This window comes from Pseudomonas koreensis (assembly GCF_024169245.1).
Taxonomy (GTDB): Bacteria; Pseudomonadota; Gammaproteobacteria; order Pseudomonadales; family Pseudomonadaceae; genus Aquipseudomonas; species Aquipseudomonas koreensis_F.
The window spans coordinates 2,379,238-2,398,169 of sequence record NZ_JALJWP010000001.1; the positions used below are offsets into that span (position 1 = coordinate 2,379,238).

16 protein-coding genes are annotated in these 18,932 nt (G+C 59.5%); 6 read left to right on the plus strand and 10 right to left on the minus strand.

Translation table 11 applies throughout. From position 1 onward, the window contains the following. Window positions 1–2: 2 nt before the first annotated feature. The 7 genes from algG to yaaA form a co-directional block, all read right to left on the minus strand. The gene (gene algG, locus J2Y90_RS10640; protein WP_253499221.1) at window positions 3–1,574 is read right to left on the minus strand and encodes a mannuronan 5-epimerase AlgG; all 1,572 of its coding nucleotides are present in this window, start codon (window positions 1,572–1,574) and stop codon (window positions 3–5) included. A 26-nt stretch (window positions 1,575–1,600) separates the two neighbouring features. After that, on the minus strand, window positions 1,601–3,082 hold the full coding sequence (locus tag J2Y90_RS10645) for an alginate export family protein (RefSeq protein ID WP_253499224.1): 1,482 nt from the start codon (window positions 3,080–3,082) through the stop codon (window positions 1,601–1,603). Continuing rightward, window positions 3,079–4,584, minus strand: coding sequence for an alginate biosynthesis TPR repeat lipoprotein AlgK (gene algK / locus J2Y90_RS10650; protein ID WP_301291639.1), 1,506 nt, complete (start codon window positions 4,582–4,584; stop codon window positions 3,079–3,081). The genes J2Y90_RS10645 and algK overlap by 4 nt, the downstream gene beginning before the upstream one ends. Window positions 4,585–4,593: 9 nt before the next feature. Further along, window positions 4,594–5,763, minus strand: a complete 1,170-nt coding sequence (locus J2Y90_RS10655; RefSeq protein ID WP_024011680.1) for an alginate biosynthesis protein Alg44 — start codon at window positions 5,761–5,763, stop codon at window positions 4,594–4,596. A 35-nt stretch (window positions 5,764–5,798) separates the two neighbouring features. Next, complete coding sequence (gene alg8, locus J2Y90_RS10660; RefSeq protein ID WP_162098720.1) at window positions 5,799–7,280, minus strand: mannuronan synthase; 1,482 nt, start codon at window positions 7,278–7,280, stop codon at window positions 5,799–5,801. A gap of 84 nt (window positions 7,281–7,364) precedes the next feature. Continuing rightward, window positions 7,365–8,681, minus strand: a complete 1,317-nt coding sequence (locus tag J2Y90_RS10665) for a nucleotide sugar dehydrogenase (protein WP_186551312.1) — start codon at window positions 8,679–8,681, stop codon at window positions 7,365–7,367. 809 nt (window positions 8,682–9,490) lie between these two features. Then, window positions 9,491–10,270: a peroxide stress protein YaaA gene (gene yaaA, locus J2Y90_RS10670; protein ID WP_253499230.1), complete on the minus strand. Its 780-nt coding sequence runs from the start codon at window positions 10,268–10,270 to the stop codon at window positions 9,491–9,493. A gap of 250 nt (window positions 10,271–10,520) precedes the next feature. On the opposite strand from yaaA, the gene J2Y90_RS10675 reads away from it, so the two are divergent. From J2Y90_RS10675 to J2Y90_RS10700, 6 genes are all read left to right on the plus strand, one after another. Then, window positions 10,521–11,645: a polysaccharide deacetylase family protein gene (locus J2Y90_RS10675; RefSeq protein ID WP_253499233.1), complete on the plus strand. Its 1,125-nt coding sequence runs from the start codon at window positions 10,521–10,523 to the stop codon at window positions 11,643–11,645. Between the two features lie 338 nt (window positions 11,646–11,983). Next, window positions 11,984–13,378 (plus strand): PhoH family protein, encoded by a 1,395-nt coding sequence (locus J2Y90_RS10680; RefSeq protein ID WP_024011685.1) that lies wholly within the window; start codon window positions 11,984–11,986, stop codon window positions 13,376–13,378. A 229-nt stretch (window positions 13,379–13,607) separates the two neighbouring features. Continuing rightward, the gene (gene moaC / locus J2Y90_RS10685; protein ID WP_008080206.1) at window positions 13,608–14,081 is read left to right on the plus strand and encodes a cyclic pyranopterin monophosphate synthase MoaC; all 474 of its coding nucleotides are present in this window, start codon (window positions 13,608–13,610) and stop codon (window positions 14,079–14,081) included. Next, window positions 14,078–14,320: a MoaD/ThiS family protein gene (locus J2Y90_RS10690; protein WP_253499236.1), complete on the plus strand. Its 243-nt coding sequence runs from the start codon at window positions 14,078–14,080 to the stop codon at window positions 14,318–14,320. The genes moaC and J2Y90_RS10690 overlap by 4 nt, the downstream gene beginning before the upstream one ends. A gap of 2 nt (window positions 14,321–14,322) precedes the next feature. After that, window positions 14,323–14,775: a molybdopterin synthase catalytic subunit MoaE gene (gene moaE, locus J2Y90_RS10695; RefSeq protein ID WP_253499238.1), complete on the plus strand. Its 453-nt coding sequence runs from the start codon at window positions 14,323–14,325 to the stop codon at window positions 14,773–14,775. Between the two features lie 256 nt (window positions 14,776–15,031). Beyond that, window positions 15,032–15,808, plus strand: coding sequence for an ABC transporter substrate-binding protein (locus tag J2Y90_RS10700; RefSeq protein ID WP_253499240.1), 777 nt, complete (start codon window positions 15,032–15,034; stop codon window positions 15,806–15,808). A gap of 84 nt (window positions 15,809–15,892) precedes the next feature. Here J2Y90_RS10700 and J2Y90_RS10705 read toward each other — a convergent pair whose 3' ends face one another. The 3 genes from J2Y90_RS10705 to J2Y90_RS10715 all read right to left on the minus strand — a co-directional run bounded on the left by J2Y90_RS10705 (window position 15,893) and on the right by J2Y90_RS10715 (window position 18,823). Further along, window positions 15,893–16,519, minus strand: a complete 627-nt coding sequence (locus J2Y90_RS10705) for a helix-turn-helix transcriptional regulator (RefSeq protein ID WP_253499243.1) — start codon at window positions 16,517–16,519, stop codon at window positions 15,893–15,895. Window positions 16,520–16,610: 91 nt separating this feature from the next. Beyond that, window positions 16,611–17,738: an NAD(P)/FAD-dependent oxidoreductase gene (locus tag J2Y90_RS10710; RefSeq protein WP_253499246.1), complete on the minus strand. Its 1,128-nt coding sequence runs from the start codon at window positions 17,736–17,738 to the stop codon at window positions 16,611–16,613. Between the two features lie 131 nt (window positions 17,739–17,869). Further along, complete coding sequence (locus J2Y90_RS10715) at window positions 17,870–18,823, minus strand: ornithine cyclodeaminase family protein (RefSeq protein WP_253499249.1); 954 nt, start codon at window positions 18,821–18,823, stop codon at window positions 17,870–17,872. Window positions 18,824–18,932: the final 109 nt, after the last annotated feature.

Here is an 18,932-nt window from a genome sequence, read left to right on the forward strand (position 1 = left end):
CCTCAGTCCTGCATTTCGGTCTGGCGTTCGACAGGGTCGATCAGCACGGCTTTCTGCTGGCGCACCAGCAAATCGAGAATTTCATCCTGGCGCTCGCCGAGGATGCCGTTGAAGCTGATGCCGCTGGACTTGGTCGGCGCCAGCATCGACACGCGATACAGCTCGACACTCAGCGGCGAATCGATCGACAGCGGGCCGCTGCCGTTGGCCGCCAGTTCGCCACCGACCACGATCAGCGACACCTGCGCGTCGAACGGGTCGAGCTTGATGTCACGGTCGGTGTCGGTCAGGTCCTTGATGTGGCCGTAGATACCGGTCAGGCCGTTGGTCATGGCAACGTTTTCGTACAGGCGGATGTTCACGCTGTTACGAATACGGATGCCGTGACGGGTATTGCTGATGACCTTGTTGCCCCACAGCAGGTTGTCGGCGGACTCGTAGAGCGTGATGCCGTCGGTGTGGTTCTTGTAGATCTCGTTGTAGGCAATGATGTTGTTGACGCTGTTACGGTCGATCACCAGGCCCGACAACTTGTTGTCGTAACTCTTGTTGTTGAAGATGAAGCTGTCGTTGACCTCACGGGAAATGATGATCCCGTGCTTCTTCTTCGTGCCGTAAACAGTGTTCTCGGCAATGATCAGACGGTGCGAGCGGTCATGCGGGTCGATGCCGTAGACGATGTTGTCTTTGTAGGTGTTGCCCTTGACCACGAAGTCGCGGGTTTCGTAGCAGTAGAAGCCGTACCACATGTCCGAGAACTCGGAGCCGACGATCCAGCCGGTTGGCTCGGGACGTTTGAGAACCTTGGCCATGTTCGGCGTGTACTGGGAAATACTCACCCCGTACGACTTACTGTTGGCGTAACCGAAACTGGCCATCTTGCTGTTGACGATGTAGGTCTCGGTGCCGCCCCAGGCGAGCAGGAACGGACGGAATTCCTTCGGCGAACGGAAGGTTGCCGGGCCGTTGTCCTTCTCGCGCCAGCCGGTGACTTTGGTGTCACGCACGAACAATTTGCCGTCGTTGACCAGGAACGAACCGGCCTCTTGGGACAGGCGCAGTTCCTGGGTCTGACCGTCGATTTCGAGGATGCCTTTCTCGCCGACCACGATCGGCAATTTGGCCAGGTACACGCCCGGTGAGGTCTCGCTGAAATACTGCTTGGGCAGTTTTTTCGCCAGATCCTTGAGGTTCATGTAGCCGTCGTCGATGAAGATCGCCTGCGGAATGCCGTGCTGACGCACAACCCATTCGGCCATCTTGTTATCGCCGCCGATGAAATCCTTAAGCGCGTTTTCCTGCATCATCCGGCGCACGCTGATCTTGCCCGGCTTGCTGCGCACGATCTTCGCGGCAGCGGCTTCGGCGGTGAAGCCGGACAGGTCGGGCAGTGTCGGCTTGGCCAGTTGCAGCGCCTCGGTCGGCGCGCTGCTGACGGTGTAGGTCTTGGCCTGTTGCAGTTCCTTGGCCACGGTCGCAGGCTTGGCCGGTTCAACATTGGCGAAGGCGCCGGCGCTGGCCAGCAGCATCGCGCCGGCCAGCAGGCTTAGTGAGCCTGTTCTGGTGCTGATCATGTCGGGCACTCCCTTGGCGGTTTGCATCAGAAGCGCCAGATCACGTCAATGAATGCGCGGTGCATGTAGGAATCAACCTGGCTGCCGTAGGCGTCGCCCGGTTTGAACACACCGCCACGGAAACGCACCAGTGCCGAAGGCTCGTCGATCGACTGGCTCAACGCCGCCGGCAACAGGCCTTGCTTGAAGTACTTGGTGACGACCAGGTCCATTTCCTGACCCAGGTCCTTGTTGCCATCTTCAAGCGGCAAGGATGTGCTGGAGAGGATTGCGCCGGTGACGTCGTCGGTGTTGTTTTCCACCGCGTTGATGCCGTTGCTGCCGACCGGCTTGTTGCCGTCGACACGCCAGAACTTGTGGTAGATCAGGCTGGCGTCGTACTCGTCGTTGATCATCCACGAACCGAACAGAGTGGCGGTCTGCATGTTGTTCATTTCGCCACGGAACGCTTCGCCGAAACGGTGCACGCGCGAACGGGTACCGGTGTAGTTGGAGCGGTTGCTCTCCAGACCGTTCTGTTCGTAATCGGCACTGGCGCGGGCGTAGGCACCGCCGACTTGCCACTGCGGATCGAGGCGCAGACGCACGCCGACATCGGCGGCCCAGCCGCTGATGTCATCGCTGCGCTTGGCTTGTGTCGGGCGCGTGCCGTCGGCGTTCAGCGCGTTGACCGTGTCACGGTCGCCGCTCATGCCGGTGATGCTGCCCCAGTAGTTGACGGTGTTGGTGTTGCGCCAGTTGTAGGCGTCGCTGTCGGCGGTCAGGCCGATCCAGCTGATGTCGCCGTTCTGGGTTTTGTCCAGCGAATCACGCGGCACGCCCGGCTCGGCGTAATCGAGTTTGCCGTCATCGTGGGCATGATGACCGCGAATGCCGACCCACTGCCCCGGTGTCCACTGGTAAGCGGCGTCGGCGTAGGCATGCAGGCGATCCTTGTCTTTCGGTGCCAGCTCTTTCAAGTCGGTGCGGTATTCGCTGAAACGCTCGGCGACACCGGCATTGGCGCGCAGCAGGGTGGTGTCGAAGGTCCAGTTCAGCGCTTCGATGTTGGTGTCGCGCCATTGGCCGTCGTCATTGCGCAGACGCTGACGACCGAACTTGAGGATCTCGCCAGGGTAGGGCGTGAAGCCGCTGTAGCCGACCCAGAACTCGCGCATCGCCAGGTAGTTCTTCTTGGTTTCGCGATCGCCGCTGTCGGTGGTCTGTGCACCGTCGGACTGCTGCAGGGTGTCGGTCTCGATGATGTCGGTCGAGGTCACGGCCTGACCCATCGCGTAGGCGCTCCACGCGCCGCTTTCGCCGTAGATCCACGGACGCAGGTCGAGGCCCACGCCGTTGACGTCGCCGCCACCGGCAGTGCCGAGGTCACGGTCGTCTTCGGACTGACCGGTGAGTTTCACTTCCAGACCGAAGTTCTTGCTTTCAGTCATCGCAGCCAGTGTCGGGCAAGACCAGATCAGCGCGAAGGTGAGGCCAATACCGGCCTTCACGAATGGGTTCAGCTTCATAGTTTTTCCTCGCCGTCTTCTTCTTGCAGGGCGTGCAGTTGCAGCGTGTTCGAGTTCAGGGCGCCACGGCTGGCCTGTTCCTGTTGCAACAGGCGGCGGGCTTCGGGCAGGCGCTCGGGCGGCAGTTGCGCCTCAAGGGTCGCTGCCAGTTCATCGGCTTGCGGGGTGTTCTGGGCCTTGGCCAGTTGGCTGAATACGTAAGCGTTCAGCGGATCAGGCTTGGTGCCCTTGCCTTGGGAGAACAGCTGGGCAATGGCGAAGTCGGCACTGTTCTGGCCGTTGCGCGCAGCGGTCAGCAAGTGGTCCAGAGCCTTCTGCGGATAGACCTTGCCGAGGTAGCCACGACGGTAGATCTGACCGAGGTAGTAATCGGCGGCGACTTCGCGGCCCACGGCTTTCTGGAAATGTTCCTCGGCAACCTTCGCGTCAGCCGGAACCATTTTGCCTTCGTAGTAGACCTTGCCCAGCAACAGTTCGGCGCGCGGCTGGTCGGCGGCGCGGCCATTGTCCAGATACTTCATCATCTGGTCGACGTCGCCCAGTTCGGGGAAGTCGTAAAGCAATTGGGCGAGGGTCACCCACGACGCCGGGTAGCCTGGAGCGATCGGTTCGAGCAACGCCTGCGCGGTTTTTTCGTCGGTCTTGCCCAGGGTCGAATCGGCCAGCACACGGGCCACGGAATCGACACGCTGCGCGGTGACGGTGCCACGGCTGTAACCGGCCTGCATCTGCTTGATCAGCTCGGCCTGTTGGTCCGCCTGGCCGCGCTTCTGGTAAACGGTGGCTAGTTCGACGTAGCAGATGTCGGTGGTGTTGAGCGCGGCCTTGCAGATTTTTTCCACGTCATCCAGATGTTGGTCGTAAGTGCCCTGGGTGCGATACAGCAGCACCTGCGCCAGACCGGCTTCCGGGTAACCGGACTTGCGCCACTGATCGATCTGCTGCTGAGCGTTGATGTTGGGGAAGCTGTGCGGATATTGCAGATACAGCATCGCCAGCGGGATCAACGTGTTGCCTTCGCCATTGGCGGCGGCTTTCTTCAGCAGGGTTTCGGCTTCATGGTGTTCGGCTTCGGTCGAGCCAGGCTTGGCCACCAGCAGGCGACCGAGACGTGCCTGGGCACGCGGCGAAACGCTGGCCGCTGCGCGGTAAGTCGCCTCGGCCTGTTTCATCTGCGCCGGGTCGCGGCTGTCGACCTGGATATCGGCCAGGCCGACTTGCGCCTCGCTGTAACCCAGATCGGCCAGTTGCTGGTAATTCTGCGCAGCGGTGGCGGTGTCGCCACGCTTGAGCGCTTCGTTGGCCAGACGCTGATCGGGCAGCCCGGCGCAACCGGCCAGACTCACCGCCAATGCCAGGGCACACACTGTTCCCATGTAGGAGTGAGCCTGCTCGCGAAGCAGTCGACTCGGTACTTCAGACAGACCGCGCTGGCCCTTTCGCGAGCAGGCTCGCTCCCACAGGGTCGGCGGTGTGTTCAAGTTATGCGTAGTCACAGGCATGTCCTCGACTTAAAGACCGGCAGCCATGGCTTTGTCGATCAGCCAGTTCAGGTTCGGGCCACGGTCGCTGTTCACTTCCACCGGGCGGCCGGCGAGGCTGCTGTCGAGCGGCTCGTCAGGCTGGATCTGCACGCGGATATCGGAGGACAGGTCGGCGCTTTTCAGGCTGGTGCTGCTGACGATCTTGCCGGTGCGGGTCTTGTCTTCGCCGGCGATCTGGAAGCTCACAGGCGTACCCGGACGCACGTCGCCGAACTGGCGATAGGAGAAGCGTGCTTCAACGTTGGCCTGGGTGTTGCGCGGCACCAACTGGAAGATCACGTCGCCCTTGCTCGCGTACTGACCGTCAGCCACCAGTTGCTGGGCCACGGTGCAGTCGCACGGCGAAGTCAGGGTGCCGGTCATTTGCTTGCCGAACAGTTCTTCAACCTTGGCCGGGGCCAGTTGATCTTCGGCCAGATGACCCTTGAGCACGTCGAGCATGCTGGTGCTGAAGGTCGCCAGCGGTGCGCCTTTGGCGGCAACGCCGTCGGACTTGACCAGGCTCTGCACGGTGCCGTCGCGCGGCATGGTGATGTTCATCCCCGGCACGCTGACCAGACCGGCCTGGGCGTGGCTGACGAAGTACATGCCGTACACCGACTTGAAGATGAAACCGGCAGCGACCAGACCAACAGCGAAAATACCGGCGCTGAAGGTCACGGCTTTCAGACGGCCGAACGGGGTCATGCCGGTGTCATTGGTCTTGTTCTTGCGCGCCTTGGTGAAGTTGTCGCGCTGCAGGGTCGCCAGCACTTCGCCGATGCTGACGATGTCGCCGGCCAGGTGCGAAGTGATCAGGTGGCGCAGGGTGGAAATGTCCTGCGGCTCGAGGTTCTGGAACTGGCAGCCGGCGCGGCCGGTGGCGCGATCGAAGGAACGCACCTGCAGTTCAACGTCCATGGCCAGGCCGAGGTTGTCGATGACGAATTGCAGACGTGCCTTGTACACCTCGCCGATGGTCAGCGGCATCTGCCCGGCGTTGAACGCCAGGCCGCCGGCCGACAGATCGAGGACGCGCGCTTCGAGCGGAGTCCGGTCAGGGCCGAAGAAACGCAGCTTGGCCGGGATTTTCACGCGAGCGTGCTGGCGCTGGGCTTCGGATTCATGCACTACGTTGACGTTGACGGCGGTATTCATAGGGGCGATTTCCTTGTTAATTCAATAGGAGCGGGTCAGACCATCATCAGCAGCACGGCGACAAAAATGCTGCCGGCGGAGAAGGTCATGGTCCGAGACGACCAGGTGTTGAACCAACGTTGAAAGCTGGCGAGATCACGGGTCAGGGATGTGGGCTGGCGAGTCCAGGATTGTTGGTCGAGGCGGAAGAACACGTAGATCTTCACCAGGGCGCCAACGATCTGGTTGTAATACAGAATCGCCGGGTAAGCAGGACCGATGCGGTGGCCGGAACACGACAGCAACAGCGTCAGGATCAGGCGGGTGATACCGATCCACAGCAGGTACACGAGGATGAACGCGGTGCCGTACTTGAAGCTGGCGATCAGTGCGACGGTCAAGCCGAGCAGCGAGGTCCACATCGACACGCGCTGGTCGAACAGCACCACCGAGGTGAACGCGCCGAGGCGACGGATACCCAGACCGAGTGCGCGCGAGTTCTGGCGCAGGTTGTTGCCGTACCAGCGGAACATCAGCTTGCGGCTGGCCTTGATAAAGCTCTTTTCCGGCGGGTGCTCAACGGTGTTGATCGCGGCGTCCGGCACGTAGAAGGTGTCGTAACCCAGACGCATCAGGCTGAACCAGCTCGATTTGTCGTCACCGGTAAGGAACTTGAAACGCCCCAGACGCCAGTGTTGCAGCGAGTCGCTTTCAACGTCGGCGATGAATTCCGGATTGGTCACCACGGAGGCTTTGAACACCGACATCCGACCGGTCATGGTCAGCACGCGCTTGGACAGGGCCATCGAGCACATGTTGATGTGGCGCTGGGCGAAACGCAGCTTGTGCCATTCGCTCATGATGTAGCCGCCGCGCACTTCGCAGAACTCGTTGGTGGTCAGGCCGCCGACATTGCCGAACAGCTGGAACCACGGCACGGTCTTGCGCACGACGCCTTCGCCGAGCACGGTGTCGCCGTCGATCACGGCCACCACGGCACGGTCGTCCGGCAGGTGACGGGAGATCGCGCGGAAACCGAACGCCAGACCATCGCGCTTGCCGGTACCGGGAATGCGTACGAAGTCGAGCTTGACTCGCTCCGGCGGATTCATCCGCGCCCACAGCGCCTTGACCAGCAGCTCGTCGGACATTTCCACGATCGAGCAGACAATGGTGGTCGGCAGTTCGCAGTCGATGGCTTCGCGGATCACCGAGCTGTAGACCTGCGCTGTGGTCAGCGCGTCAATACGAAAGCTGGTGACCATCAGAAACACATGCGACGGATCGGCCGCTTTACCCAGCTTGCGTACTTTGCGACGCAGGTGCGGGTAAACGATGTAGAGAAAAATCATGCCGCGCACAAAGTGCGTTGCACCCATCGAGTAGCGCCAGATACCCACGGCGCCAATCAGGAAAATGAAGTCCTTCGACTCGGAGTCGAATGTGGACGTGGGCAGCATCAAGGCCAGGCCCATCAGCAGACTGAGATAAAAAAGCCAGCCGGCTGATTGCAGAAAAAAATGTTTGAGCTTGGTCATAACCGTCATCCGAAGGTGATGGAGGCTTCAAGCCGCAAGCGTGTTGCTTTGCTTGCGGCCTGAAGCTTGAGGCTTGCTGCAGCCTTACCAGCAAATGCCTTCGGTGCGGCTACCGGCGCTGGTGGCCTTGGACATGAAGCCCACCAGGTCGATGACTTGCTTGCCCTGTGGTGCTTCCTGGGCCAGCGCACGGAATTTCTCGTCGCGGTTGCCGAGGATGATCACGTCGGAGTTGTCGATGACCGAGTCGAAGTCGGAGTTGAGCAGGGACGACACATGCGGAATCTTCGATTCGATGTAGTCCTTGTTCGCACCGTGGACACGGGCGTACTCGACGTTGCTGTCGTAGATGCTCAGGTCGTAACCCTTGCCGATCAGCATTTCCGCCAGTTCGACCAGCGGGCTTTCGCGCAGGTCGTCGGTGCCGGCCTTGAAGCTCAGACCGAGCAGGGCGACTTTGCGTTTTTCATGGCTTTCAACGATGTCGAAAGCGTTCTGCACTTGCGATTCGTTACTGCGCATCAGCGAGTTGAGCAGCGGTGCTTCGACGTCCAGGGAACCGGCGCGGTAGGTCAGCGCACGTACGTCTTTGGGCAGGCACGAGCCGCCGAAGGCGAAGCCCGGACGCATGTAGTACTGGGACAGGTTCAGAGTCTTGTCCTGGCAGACCACTTCCATCACTTCACGACCATCGACGCCGACGGCTTTGGCGATGTTGCCGATCTCGTTGGCGAAGGTCACTTTGGTCGCGTGCCAGACGTTGCAGGTGTACTTGATCATCTCGGCAACGGCGATGTCCTTGCGGATGATCGGTGCGTCGAGTTCTTCGTACAGCGATTGCAGAACGTCGCCCGAGGCGGTATCGAACTCGCCGATAACGGTCATCGGTGGCTGATCGTAGTCAGCGATGGCGGTGGATTCGCGGAGGAATTCCGGGTTGACCGCAACGCCGAAATCGACGCCGGCTTTCTTGCCCGAGCAGTCTTCCAGAATCGGGATGACCACGTTGGCCACGGTGCCTGGCAACACGGTGCTGCGCACGACGATGGTGTGGCGGGTGGTTTTTTCACGCAGGACAAAACCGATCTCGCGGCAAACGGCCTCGATGTAGTTCAGTTCCAGGTCGCCGTTCTTTTTGCTTGGCGTGCCGACGCAGATCATCGACAGGTCGGTATCACGAATCGCCTCGGCGAAGTTGGTCGTGCCGCGCAGACGACCGGTCTGGATACCCTGTTGCAGCAGTTCGCCCAGGCCCGGTTCAACAATCGGCGATTTGCCGGCGTTAATCATGTCGATCTTGTCTTTGGCAACGTCGACGCCAACTACGTCATGGCCCCGTGCAGACAGGCAACCGGCACATACTGCGCCAACGTAACCCAAACCAAATATGCTGATGCGCATCGCAATTACCTCTGTATATATCAGGCCTTAGAAGGCCGGAGTTAATGGTGTTCAGCGGTCACTAGTGCACTCGGAAGTGCGGCTTACAGGCGCCACAATGCCGTGTGCAGGCATACAAAGTTCCGAGTGTCTAATAAGTGCACTCAAGAAGTGCGCAACTAGGCCTTGTTGTTATGACTTGCCCTGTTATGCAGCCGATCTTCCGTGCGGGAAGACTCTAGTGCAGTCGTGTAGCCTGCTCGACGTCCGGTAGGGAGCCGGTAAATCAAGCAGTTAGGTGCTCAGGCGAGCACGTTTATAGGGGCGCGGCCTTGGCCTTTGTAGGGGATATTAATGGTGCGTATCTCCTGTCCTTCGATTGTTTTGAGACTCGTTAGTCACTCAGGCAAGTTGTTGTGACAACTTGGTTACATGGCTATCTGCTCTGCGTAAGTTATCTCGTACAAACTCGGCGAGAATCGTTACCGGTGGTATGAGCAACGCATTTGGACATAGTTCCAGCCCGCTCATCGTGCCGGTCGAAATTTTTTGAAATATTGATGAAGATGGCACTGGGTGCAAATTGATAGCACTAACCATTTCGCCCTTTACTGATCGGGGTGAAACCGGGGTCGATAGTTTTGTGCCACTACCGGTAAAAAATTTAAGTGCCACTACTGAAAAAAAACTTCAGTGTCGAGTGAAACTAAAATTAGAAAACAGGGTGTGGTTTTATTGGCGCCATGAAATTGGCGATATGTAGCGAGGGGATTTTGACTTCGGGCGGACTGCACGACTCATCGTGAAAAGAGTCGTGCAAAGGGCATGCTTTATTCCGGGGCGTGGTCGCGCAAAAACACCAGATTGTCGGGTTTCGAATGCTCGGCGCTGTAGCGATAACCCTGCACATCGAATTGCTTGAGCTGAGCCGGATCGTTGATGCGTTCCTGAATCACAAAACGACTCATCAGGCCGCGCGCTTTCTTCGCGTAGAAACTGATGATCTTGTACTGGCCGTTCTTCTGATCCTTGAACTCGGTGTTGATGATCCGCGCGTTCAAGGCGCTGCGCTTGACCGCGGAAAAGTATTCGTTGGATGCAAGGTTGAGCAGCACGTCATCGCCCTGATCGGCCAGCGCTTCGTTCAGCCATTCGCTGATGCGCGTGCCCCAGAACGCGTACAGATCCTTGCCACGGGCGTTGGCCAGTTTGGTGCCCATCTCCAGGCGATAGGGTTGCATCAGGTCCAGCGGGCGCAGCAGGCCGTAAAGGCCGGAGAGCATGCGCAGGTGCTTCTGCGCGTAATCGAATTGCGCCTCGCTGAATGACTGCGCGTCGAGGCCGGTGTAAACATCACCCTTGAATGCAAGCAGGGCCTGCTTGGCGTTCTCTGGTGTGAAGGCCGGCGTCCAGCTGCTGAAACGCGCGGCATTGAGGCCACCGATCTTGTCGGACACGTGCATCAACTCGCTGATCTGCGCCGGGCTCAGCTCGCGCAGTTGCTGGATCAATTCCTGCGAATGGTCGAGGTACTGCGGCTGGGTAAAGCGCTGGGTCGCCGGCGGTGTTTCGTAGTCGAGGGTCTTGGCGGGGGAAATCACCATCAGCATGAAGTCGTCTCCTTTGATCGTGGGGGCGATTCTAGGGGGTTGTCCTTGTTGACTCCAGCTATGAGCGTGATAGGTGATCGACGGCCGAGCGCATTCCCCTGTAGGAGTGAGCCTGCTCGCGATTGCGGTCTGACATTCAGCATTGTCGTGACTGTTCTATCGCTATCGCGAGCAGGCTCACTCCTACAGGGATCAGCGTCGTGGCTTATCAGCTATAGTGCCGCGCGGGTTTTGTTACGGAGACATCCCTTTGCGCATTGTTCTTTTATTTACCGCGTGGCTGCTGAGCTTCGCGGCCGTGGCGGCGCCCGGCGATGCGGCGACGCTGGATCGCACGACCTGGCCGGAGCAACTGAGCAATCCGACCCTGTTCGATGTTGCGTCGCGGGCGGAAATCCTCATGTTCGCTCGCGGCCTGCTCGGCACCGAGTCCATCGACGAAGCGGCACTGGCCCAGCGCCTGGGTCTGCGCACGGTCAATATCGATGCGGTCAACCAGTTGCGCCAGCGCCTCTGGCAGCGTCTGCTCGCCAGCTACAATCACGCCCAGCAAAGCTGCGATCAGGACGCCTCGTTCTGCTTCCTCGTCGAAGACTTGCCGACCCTGCGCGAGCAGGCGGCCAAGTTCGTGGTCAGCGACGACAGCTATTACACCAAGTGGGCCGAGCCGAGCCGGATCTTCCATTTGCAGTACCTCGACGAGCTGATGCGCAAGGCCGCGCTGTCACCGCAAACCAGTAATGAATTCGATCGTTTCGGCGACTACGAACGTAACGGCGAAGACATGCACGACCGGCTGTTTCTGCTGACCTTCGACAGCGCCGCCAACGTGCAACCGGACAACACCGACTGGCTGACCGAGTACCTGCGCAAGTCCAATCTGAGCGCAACGTTCTTTGTTCTGGGCAAGGATATTCAGGCGCGACTCGCGGGCCGTTCGGTCAGCAGCCTGCAGGCAAGCTTTTCCCGGCAGTGCGTGGGCGTGCAGGGTTGGGAATTCCGCTCCCACAGCCATTGGCAGGACTGGCAGGATTCGGTGCGGCGCAGCGCTGATCTGGTGAAGAACAAGTTGCCGGAAAACTACGTGCCGCTGTTCCGTCCGCCGGATGGCCAGCGCCGCAGTGACGCGCAAGGTTTTTTCAATAGCCAGGGCCTGCAAGTAGCGCTGTGGGACATTGATGCTCAGGACGGCGCCGGCAAGCTCAAGGGCCCGGCAAGCGCGCAGCGGGTGCTGACCCTGATGCTGCTGTGGCGTCACGGGGTGATCAATTTCAACATGAAACAGGATGCGGTGAAGACGTCGCTGCCGTGGCTGATCACCCAGACTGCGCAGAGCGGCATCGGCTGGGAAGACTGTCAGGACGCGTTTCGTTGAGAAATGAGAAAAAGCCCGGAAACATTGGACTTGGGGTGATTTTCAGGAGGAATTCGCTGCAGGCGGACTTCCGACTTTAGCGGGGTACGGGGAGTCCGCCAAGGGCTTTTCGTCACTCTGCAAAATAAACTTAAAAAAACCGTCAAAGAGCTTTTTTATGTCATCGGTTTTGGAGTATTACGAAGACAGACCGCCGAAACCTGCAACACAGGTGGCGTCTTCCCAGACTCCTATTGTGTGCAGTTCATCCAGGCCCTCGTGGATGAATTCGGCAGTCACCTCGAGGCGCAGCACTGTCAAGGTATTGCGTCGAATGGCTCCCACATAGGTGACCGAGTATGGATGATCACGGACGCAGCCCTTCCTCCAACCAGCCAATCCTGTATGTACTCGATACCAACGTATTGATTCACGATCCAAATGCCCTGCTGAATTTCGAAGAACACCACGTCGCCATCCCGATGACCGTGCTGGAAGAGCTGGACAAGCTCAAAAGCGGCCATCACAGCGTAGCCGCCGAATGCCGCCAGGCAATCCGCCTGATCGACAAGACCCTGGGCGATGCGTCCCCCGAAGACGTCGAGCTGGGCGTGCCGATCCAGCGTGGCAAGGGCGGGCCGAAGGGCTTGCTGTCAATTCTGATGAGCAAGCAGGCCGAGTCGAACCTGATTCTGCCCGAGCACCTGAACGACAACAAAATCATCAACCAGTTGATCGATCTGCACACCCGTGACCCGCAGAAGCCAGTGGTGCTGGTCACCAAAGACATCAACATGCGCCTCAAGGCGCGCGCCTGTGGCATCGACGCCGAGGACTACAGCACCGACCAGTTGGTCGATGACGTGTCCCTGCTGCCCAACGGCTACCACAACATGACCGGCTCGTTCTGGGACCGCGTGAGCAAGGTCGAAACCCGTCAGGACCACGGCCGCACCTGGCATCAGGTGCAACTGATCGACAACCTGCCGGCGGTGCACATCAACGAGTTCATCATCGACGAGCAGGGCTTTGTCGGCTGGATCAAGGAAATCCAGGAAGACAGACTGCTGATCCTCGACCTGCATCAGGAACCGCTGCTGCATCAGGAGGCCTGGGGCCTGAAGCCGCGCGACATCTATCAGAGTCTGGCGCTGTACGCGTTGCTTGATCCGGACATTCATCTGGTTAACCTGTCCGGCGCTGCCGGGTCCGGTAAAACCATTCTGGCGCTGGCCGCTGCGATCGAGCAGACCATGGTCAGCAAGCGTTATCGCCGCATCATCGCCACCCGCAGCGTGCAGGGTCTGGACCAGGAAATCGGCTTCCTGCCCGGCACCGAAGCGGAAAAAATGGAGCCTTGGCTGGGCGCCATCACCGACAACCTCGAAGCCTTGCACATGGATGACGAAAACACCCATGGCAGCGTCGATTACATCCTCAGTAAAGTGCCGTTGCAGTTCAAATCGCTCAACTACATTCGTGGTCGCAGCTTCCAGCAGAGCCTGATCCTGATCGACGAATGCCAGAACCTCACGCCGCACCAGATGAAGACCATCATCACCCGTGCCGGCGCCGGTTCCAAAGTGGTGTGCCTGGGCAACCTGGCACAGATCGATACCCCTTACCTGTCCGCGACCAGCTCCGGGCTGACCTACCTGACCGAACGCTTCAAGGATTTCCCCAACGGTGTGCACATCACCCTGCAAGGGGTGCCTCGCTCGATCCTGGCCGAATACGCCGAATCGCATTTGTAACCCTTCCCACAAGACCGGGCGGCCCTTAAAGCCGCCCGGTTTTTTATGCCTTACGCAGATCCCAATGTAGGAGCTGCCGAAGGCTGCGATCTTTTGATCTTGTTTTTTTAAAAATCAAAGTCAAAAGATCGCAGCCTTCGGCAGCTCCTACACCAAGAACGCCATATTCGTGCGTGCGGATATCTGACCCACAGGTTTACAATCCACGCTCCTGATCAGGAGTAATCCCGTGCTGACTCATCTCGATTCCCAAGGTCGCGCCAACATGGTCGACGTCACTGAAAAAGCCGTGACGTTCCGTGAGGCGACGGCTCAAGCGCTGGTGCGCATGCTCCCCGAAACCCTGCAGATGATTGTCAGCGGTGGTCATCCCAAGGGCGACGTATTCGCTGTGGCGCGCATCGCCGGGATCCAGGCGGCGAAGAAAACCAGCGATCTCATTCCGCTGTGCCATCCGCTGATGCTGACGGGCGTCAAAGTCGAACTCAGCGCCGAAGGCGAAGACAGCGTACGCATCGTCGCCCGCTGCAAGCTGTCCGGGCAGACCGGCGTAGAGATGGAAGCGCTGACCGCCGCCAGCGTCGCCGCCCTGACCATCTACGACATGTGCAAAGCCGTCGATCGAGGCATGACTATCGAAAGCGTGCGTCTGCTGGAAAAAGTCGGCGGCAAGAGCGGCCACTTCCAGGCGGAGCAGCCATGAACCTGACCGTGAAGTTTTTTGCCCGTTACCGTGAAGCGCTTGGCGTGGATTCGGTAACGGTTGAAGGTGATTTTGCCACCGTCGATGACGTACGCGCACTGCTCGCGCAACGTGACGGCGCCGAGGTGTTGAGCGAGCAGAATCTGATGTGCGCGCGCAACGAGGATCTTTGCCAGCTCGACGAGCCCGTGGTCGATGGCGACGAAGTGGCGTTTTTTCCGACCGTGACCGGAGGCTGAACATGGCGATTCGCGTGCAGGCCATGCCGTTCGATCCAGGCAGTGAAGTGAATGCGATGCACGCGGCCAATGTTGGCGTTGGCGCGGTGGTGAGCTTTGTCGGTTATGTGCGCGACTTCAATGATGGTCTCGACGTGGCGGGAATGTTCCTGGAGCACTATCCGGGCATGACCGAAAAAGCCCTCGGCAAGATCGCTGTCGAAGCCGAGCAGCGCTGGCCGCTGCTGAAGCTGGAAGTGCTGCACCGCATCGGCGCGCTGGAGCCGGGCGAGCCGATCGTCTTCGTCGGCGCTGCCAGCGCCCACCGCCAGGCCGCGTTCGATGCCTGCGCCTTCGTCATGGACTACCTGAAAACCCGCGCGCCGTTCTGGAAGAAAGAAAACACCAGCGATGGACCGCGTTGGGTCGAAGGGCGCGACAGTGATCATGCTGCCGCCGATCGCTGGAAGAAGTAAGTGCTGTAGTGTCTTCAAATCCGCTATCGCGAGCAGGCTCACTCCTACAGGGGACCGCATTCCAAATGTAGGAGTGAGCCTGCTCGCGATGACGCCTTCTGCATTACCCAAAATCTCGCTGACACATCGCTAAGGCCAATTGACGATTTGTACCTGAGAGTCCAGTATGGATTTCCAAGTACAAAAACAGCTTCTGTCTTGCCGCTTATTAGCTGCTCTTCTTGCCAAACCAACAACAACCCGCGAGAGAACGAACATGAAGAAACTCCCCCTGATCACCGGCCTTGTCCTCAGCCTGCTGGCCTGTTCCAGCACCTTCGCCGCCGAGAAAACCCTGCGTATCGGCATCGAAGCGGCTTACCCGCCGTTCGCATCGAAAACCGACAAAGGTGAAATCGTCGGTTTCGACTACGAAATCGGCAATGCCCTGTGCGCGCAGATGAAGGTCAAGTGCGTGTGGGTCGAAGGCGAGTTCGATGGGCTGATTCCTTCGCTGAAAGTGAAGAAGATCGACATGGCGCTGTCGTCGATGACCATCAATGAAGATCGCAAGAAGTCAGTGGATTTCAGCCACAAGTATTACTTCACGTCCTCGCGCCTGGTGATGAAGGAAGGCGCCAGCGTCGATGATCAGTACGCCAGCCTCAAAGGCAAGAATGTTGGTGTGCAGCGTGCGACCACCACTGATCGTTTCGCCACCGAGGTGTTCGAACCCAAAGCCATCAACGTCAAGCGCTACAGCAACAACGAAGAAATCTACATGGACCTGGCGGCGGGGCGCCTCGATGCGATTTTCGCCGATACCATTCCGCTCAATGACTTCCTGTCAATGCCGCGTGGCAAGGGTTATGCGTTTGTCGGGCCGGAGTTGAAAGATCCCAAATATGTTGGCGAGGGCGCGGGGATTGCGGTGCGCAAGGGTAATGCCGAGCTGGTCAGCCAGTTGAACAGCGCCATCGACGGGATTCGCGCGAGTGGCGAGTATCAGAAGATTTCCGAGAAGTATTTCCAGACCGACATCTACGGTGACTGATAGAAAAGATCGCAGCCTTCGGCAGCTCCTACATGGGAATGCGTTCTCCTGTAGGAGCTGCCGAAGGCTGCGATCTTTTGATTTTCAGCCCTTCAATTCCTTCAAATGCTTGTACACCGTTGCCCGCCCCATGTTCAGCACATTGGCCACGTAGTTCGAGGCGCTCTTGCCCTTGAACGCGCCCTCGGCGTGCAGCGCCAGCACCAGTTCGCGTTTGTGATCACGGGTCAGCAGATTCAGGCTCAACTGCCGCTCGCGCAGCCACGCGTGGAGGAAGGTGTTGATGCGTTCCTGCCAGTCATCACGGAACAGTGAGTCGGGCTGCGGAATCAGTTTGCTCGGCGAGAGAAACAGGTCCAGCGCCGCTTTGGCGTTCTCGAACAGGGAAATATTCAGATTGATGCACAGCACTGCGAGCGGTCGATCTTCACTGTCGCGCAGCACAGTGCTCAGGCTGCGAATCTTCTGACCGTCCCAGTTGAGCTTTTCGTACGGGCCGATGTTCCTGTCGCTGACATCGTCACTGAGCATGTCATCCAGCGACGAGTCGTCGCCGATCTCACGCTTGGACAGGTTGTTGGCGATGTAGTCGACCTTCTGCGTGCGCAGGTCGTGCAGCACCACTTCGGCATGGGGAAAGAACAGCGTGGCGATGGCGTCGGCAATGGCGCGGAAGTTATCCAGCGCCGGGTCGAATTCGGGGGCGGTCATGACAGTGGAGCTCCAGGCAGCGTCAGCGCCCCTTGTGCCGGGGCGCTGCGAGTGTGCCGCAATCTTTTCAGTGAGTCATCCGCAGGCGCGCTCAAGCGAGGCGGGCGGGGGAGAGCATGGCGCTGTCGAGGCCGAATTGCTGCAGGTGCTCTGGGAACGGCTCACCGCGCACCAGCGCCGCACTGGCCTGTCCCATCGCCGGCGACGTCTGGATACCGTAACCGCCCTGCGCGGCGACCCAGAACAGCCCCGGCACTTTTGAATCGAAACCGCTGAGCAGATCACCGTCCGCCACGAAACTGCGCAGACCGGCCCAGGTGCGAGTCGGGCGGCGGATGGTCAGCGTGGTGGCCTCTTCGATCTGATAAATGCCCATGGCGATGTCGAGTTCTTCCGGCTGCACGTCGTGCGGTTCGACCGGGTCGGCGTTGGCCGGCGAGCCGAGGAACATGCCGGCGTCGGGTTTCATGTAGAAGGATTCGTCGAGGCTGACCAGCATCGGCCAGTGATGAATATCCACGCCTTCCGGGCCGGCAAAGATAAATGCAGCGCGACGTTTCGGTTGCAGCCCCAGCGGCTGCGCACCGGCGAGGGCACCGATCCTGTCGGCCCAGGCACCGGCGGCGTTGATGAGCACCGGTGCGCTGAATGTCTCGCCATTGGTCTGCACGATCCACAGGCCATCGGCATCGCGGCTCACGCCGAGCACTTCGCAATCGGTATGGACTTCGCCGTGATTGCGTCGGATGCCGCGCAGGTAGCCCTGATGCAGCGCGTCGGTGTCGATATCGCAGGCCGAAGGGTCGTAGATCGCGCCATGGACTTTGTCCCGGCGCAGGATCGGCAGGCGTGCGCAGGCTTCGTCGGCGCTGAGCAGTTGCATCTGCGGCACGGTGGCTTTGGCGCTGAGGTATTGATTGTTCAGTTCTGCAGGATCACCGATGAAGTCGACGGTCATTTCGCCGCGCGGGGTCAGCAGCGGATGCTCGCAGAAACCGCTTGGAGGATGGTCGAAGAAGGCGCGGCTGGCTTGGGTCAAAGCGCGTACCTGTGCGGTGCCGTAGGCAGCGGTGTACAGCGCGGCGGAACGACCGGTGGAGTGATAGCCGGGATGGGTTTCACGCTCGAGCACGATCACTTTGCCGTGCGGCGCCAGCCAGAACCCGGTGGAAGCGCCGGCAATCCCGCCGCCGATGATGATGAAATCTGCGTGGTTCATGAAACTCTCCGGTGTGTACGCGATATCCAGAAATGACGCCGCCCCCTGTAGGAGTGAGCCTGCTCGCGATAGCGGTCGATCAGCCGACATCAATATCGAATGTCAGACCGCTATCGCGAGCAGGCTCACTCCTACAAGGGATTTGTGGTGAGGTGATAAACGGCATTGGCCAAGGCAATGTCTTCCAGACCCAAACCGATCGAGCGGAAAAACACATGCCGCTGGTAATCGGGCCTCGGTACTTTGTCGCTGAGCAGATCCGCCAGGTCGCCCACAATCGATTCCTTGTGCCATCCATGCTGTTCGGCGGCAATCAACATCTCACCCGCCGACCCCGGCGTGGTCAGACGATAGTCGCAGAACACCTGCATGTCGTTGAGACTCTGCGGTGGCACCTCGTGGGCGCGTGGGGCGTTGGTGCTGATCGAGGTGATCAGGGCCGGTTTGCTCAATGCTGCGGGATCAATGACCGGGCCGGCGGATGAGGTGCAGAGCATGATCACGTCGGCTTCCGCGATGGCGGTCTTGCAGTTGTCGGCAATCTTCAGTGACGGCGCGATGGCCTTCAACACGGCTTGTGTTTCGGCATCTTCCTTGAGCGATGGCGAATACAGACTAATGCTCTGCCAGTCGCGCAACGATTTGACGTAGTGCAGGTGCGCCTGAGCGACCTTGCCGCTGCCGATGATCGCCAGTCGTTGCGCATTCAACGGCGCGAGAGCGTCAACCGCTACAGCCGTGGTCGCGGCGGTGCGGGCGGTGGTCAGCTCACCGGCATCGCAGAGCAGCAGCGGCTGGCCGGTTTTCATCGACATCAATAGTGTCCAGGCCGTCACCAGTGCGCCCTGCTCGCGAACGATGTACGGCGAGGTTTTCATGCCGTATACGCCGTCCTTGGCCAGCACGCCCAGATAATTGATGAAATCGCCGGCACCTTGCGGAAACTCCACCAATTGCTGAGCTGGCTGCACGGCGTTACCGCAGGCGAGATCGCGAAACAGCTGGCGCAGGATCTGCGGCACATCGATTCGGGCCAGCAGTTCACGGGCGTGGGCTTGATCGATCACATACGGCGTACTGGACATTTCGCGCTCCAAAACTAAACTTATTTTTCCATTATGGACTTTTAGTTTTGTTGGGCAACCTTCAGGCATAAAAAAAGCGCAGTCCGTTTCCGGCTGCGCTTTTTCATTT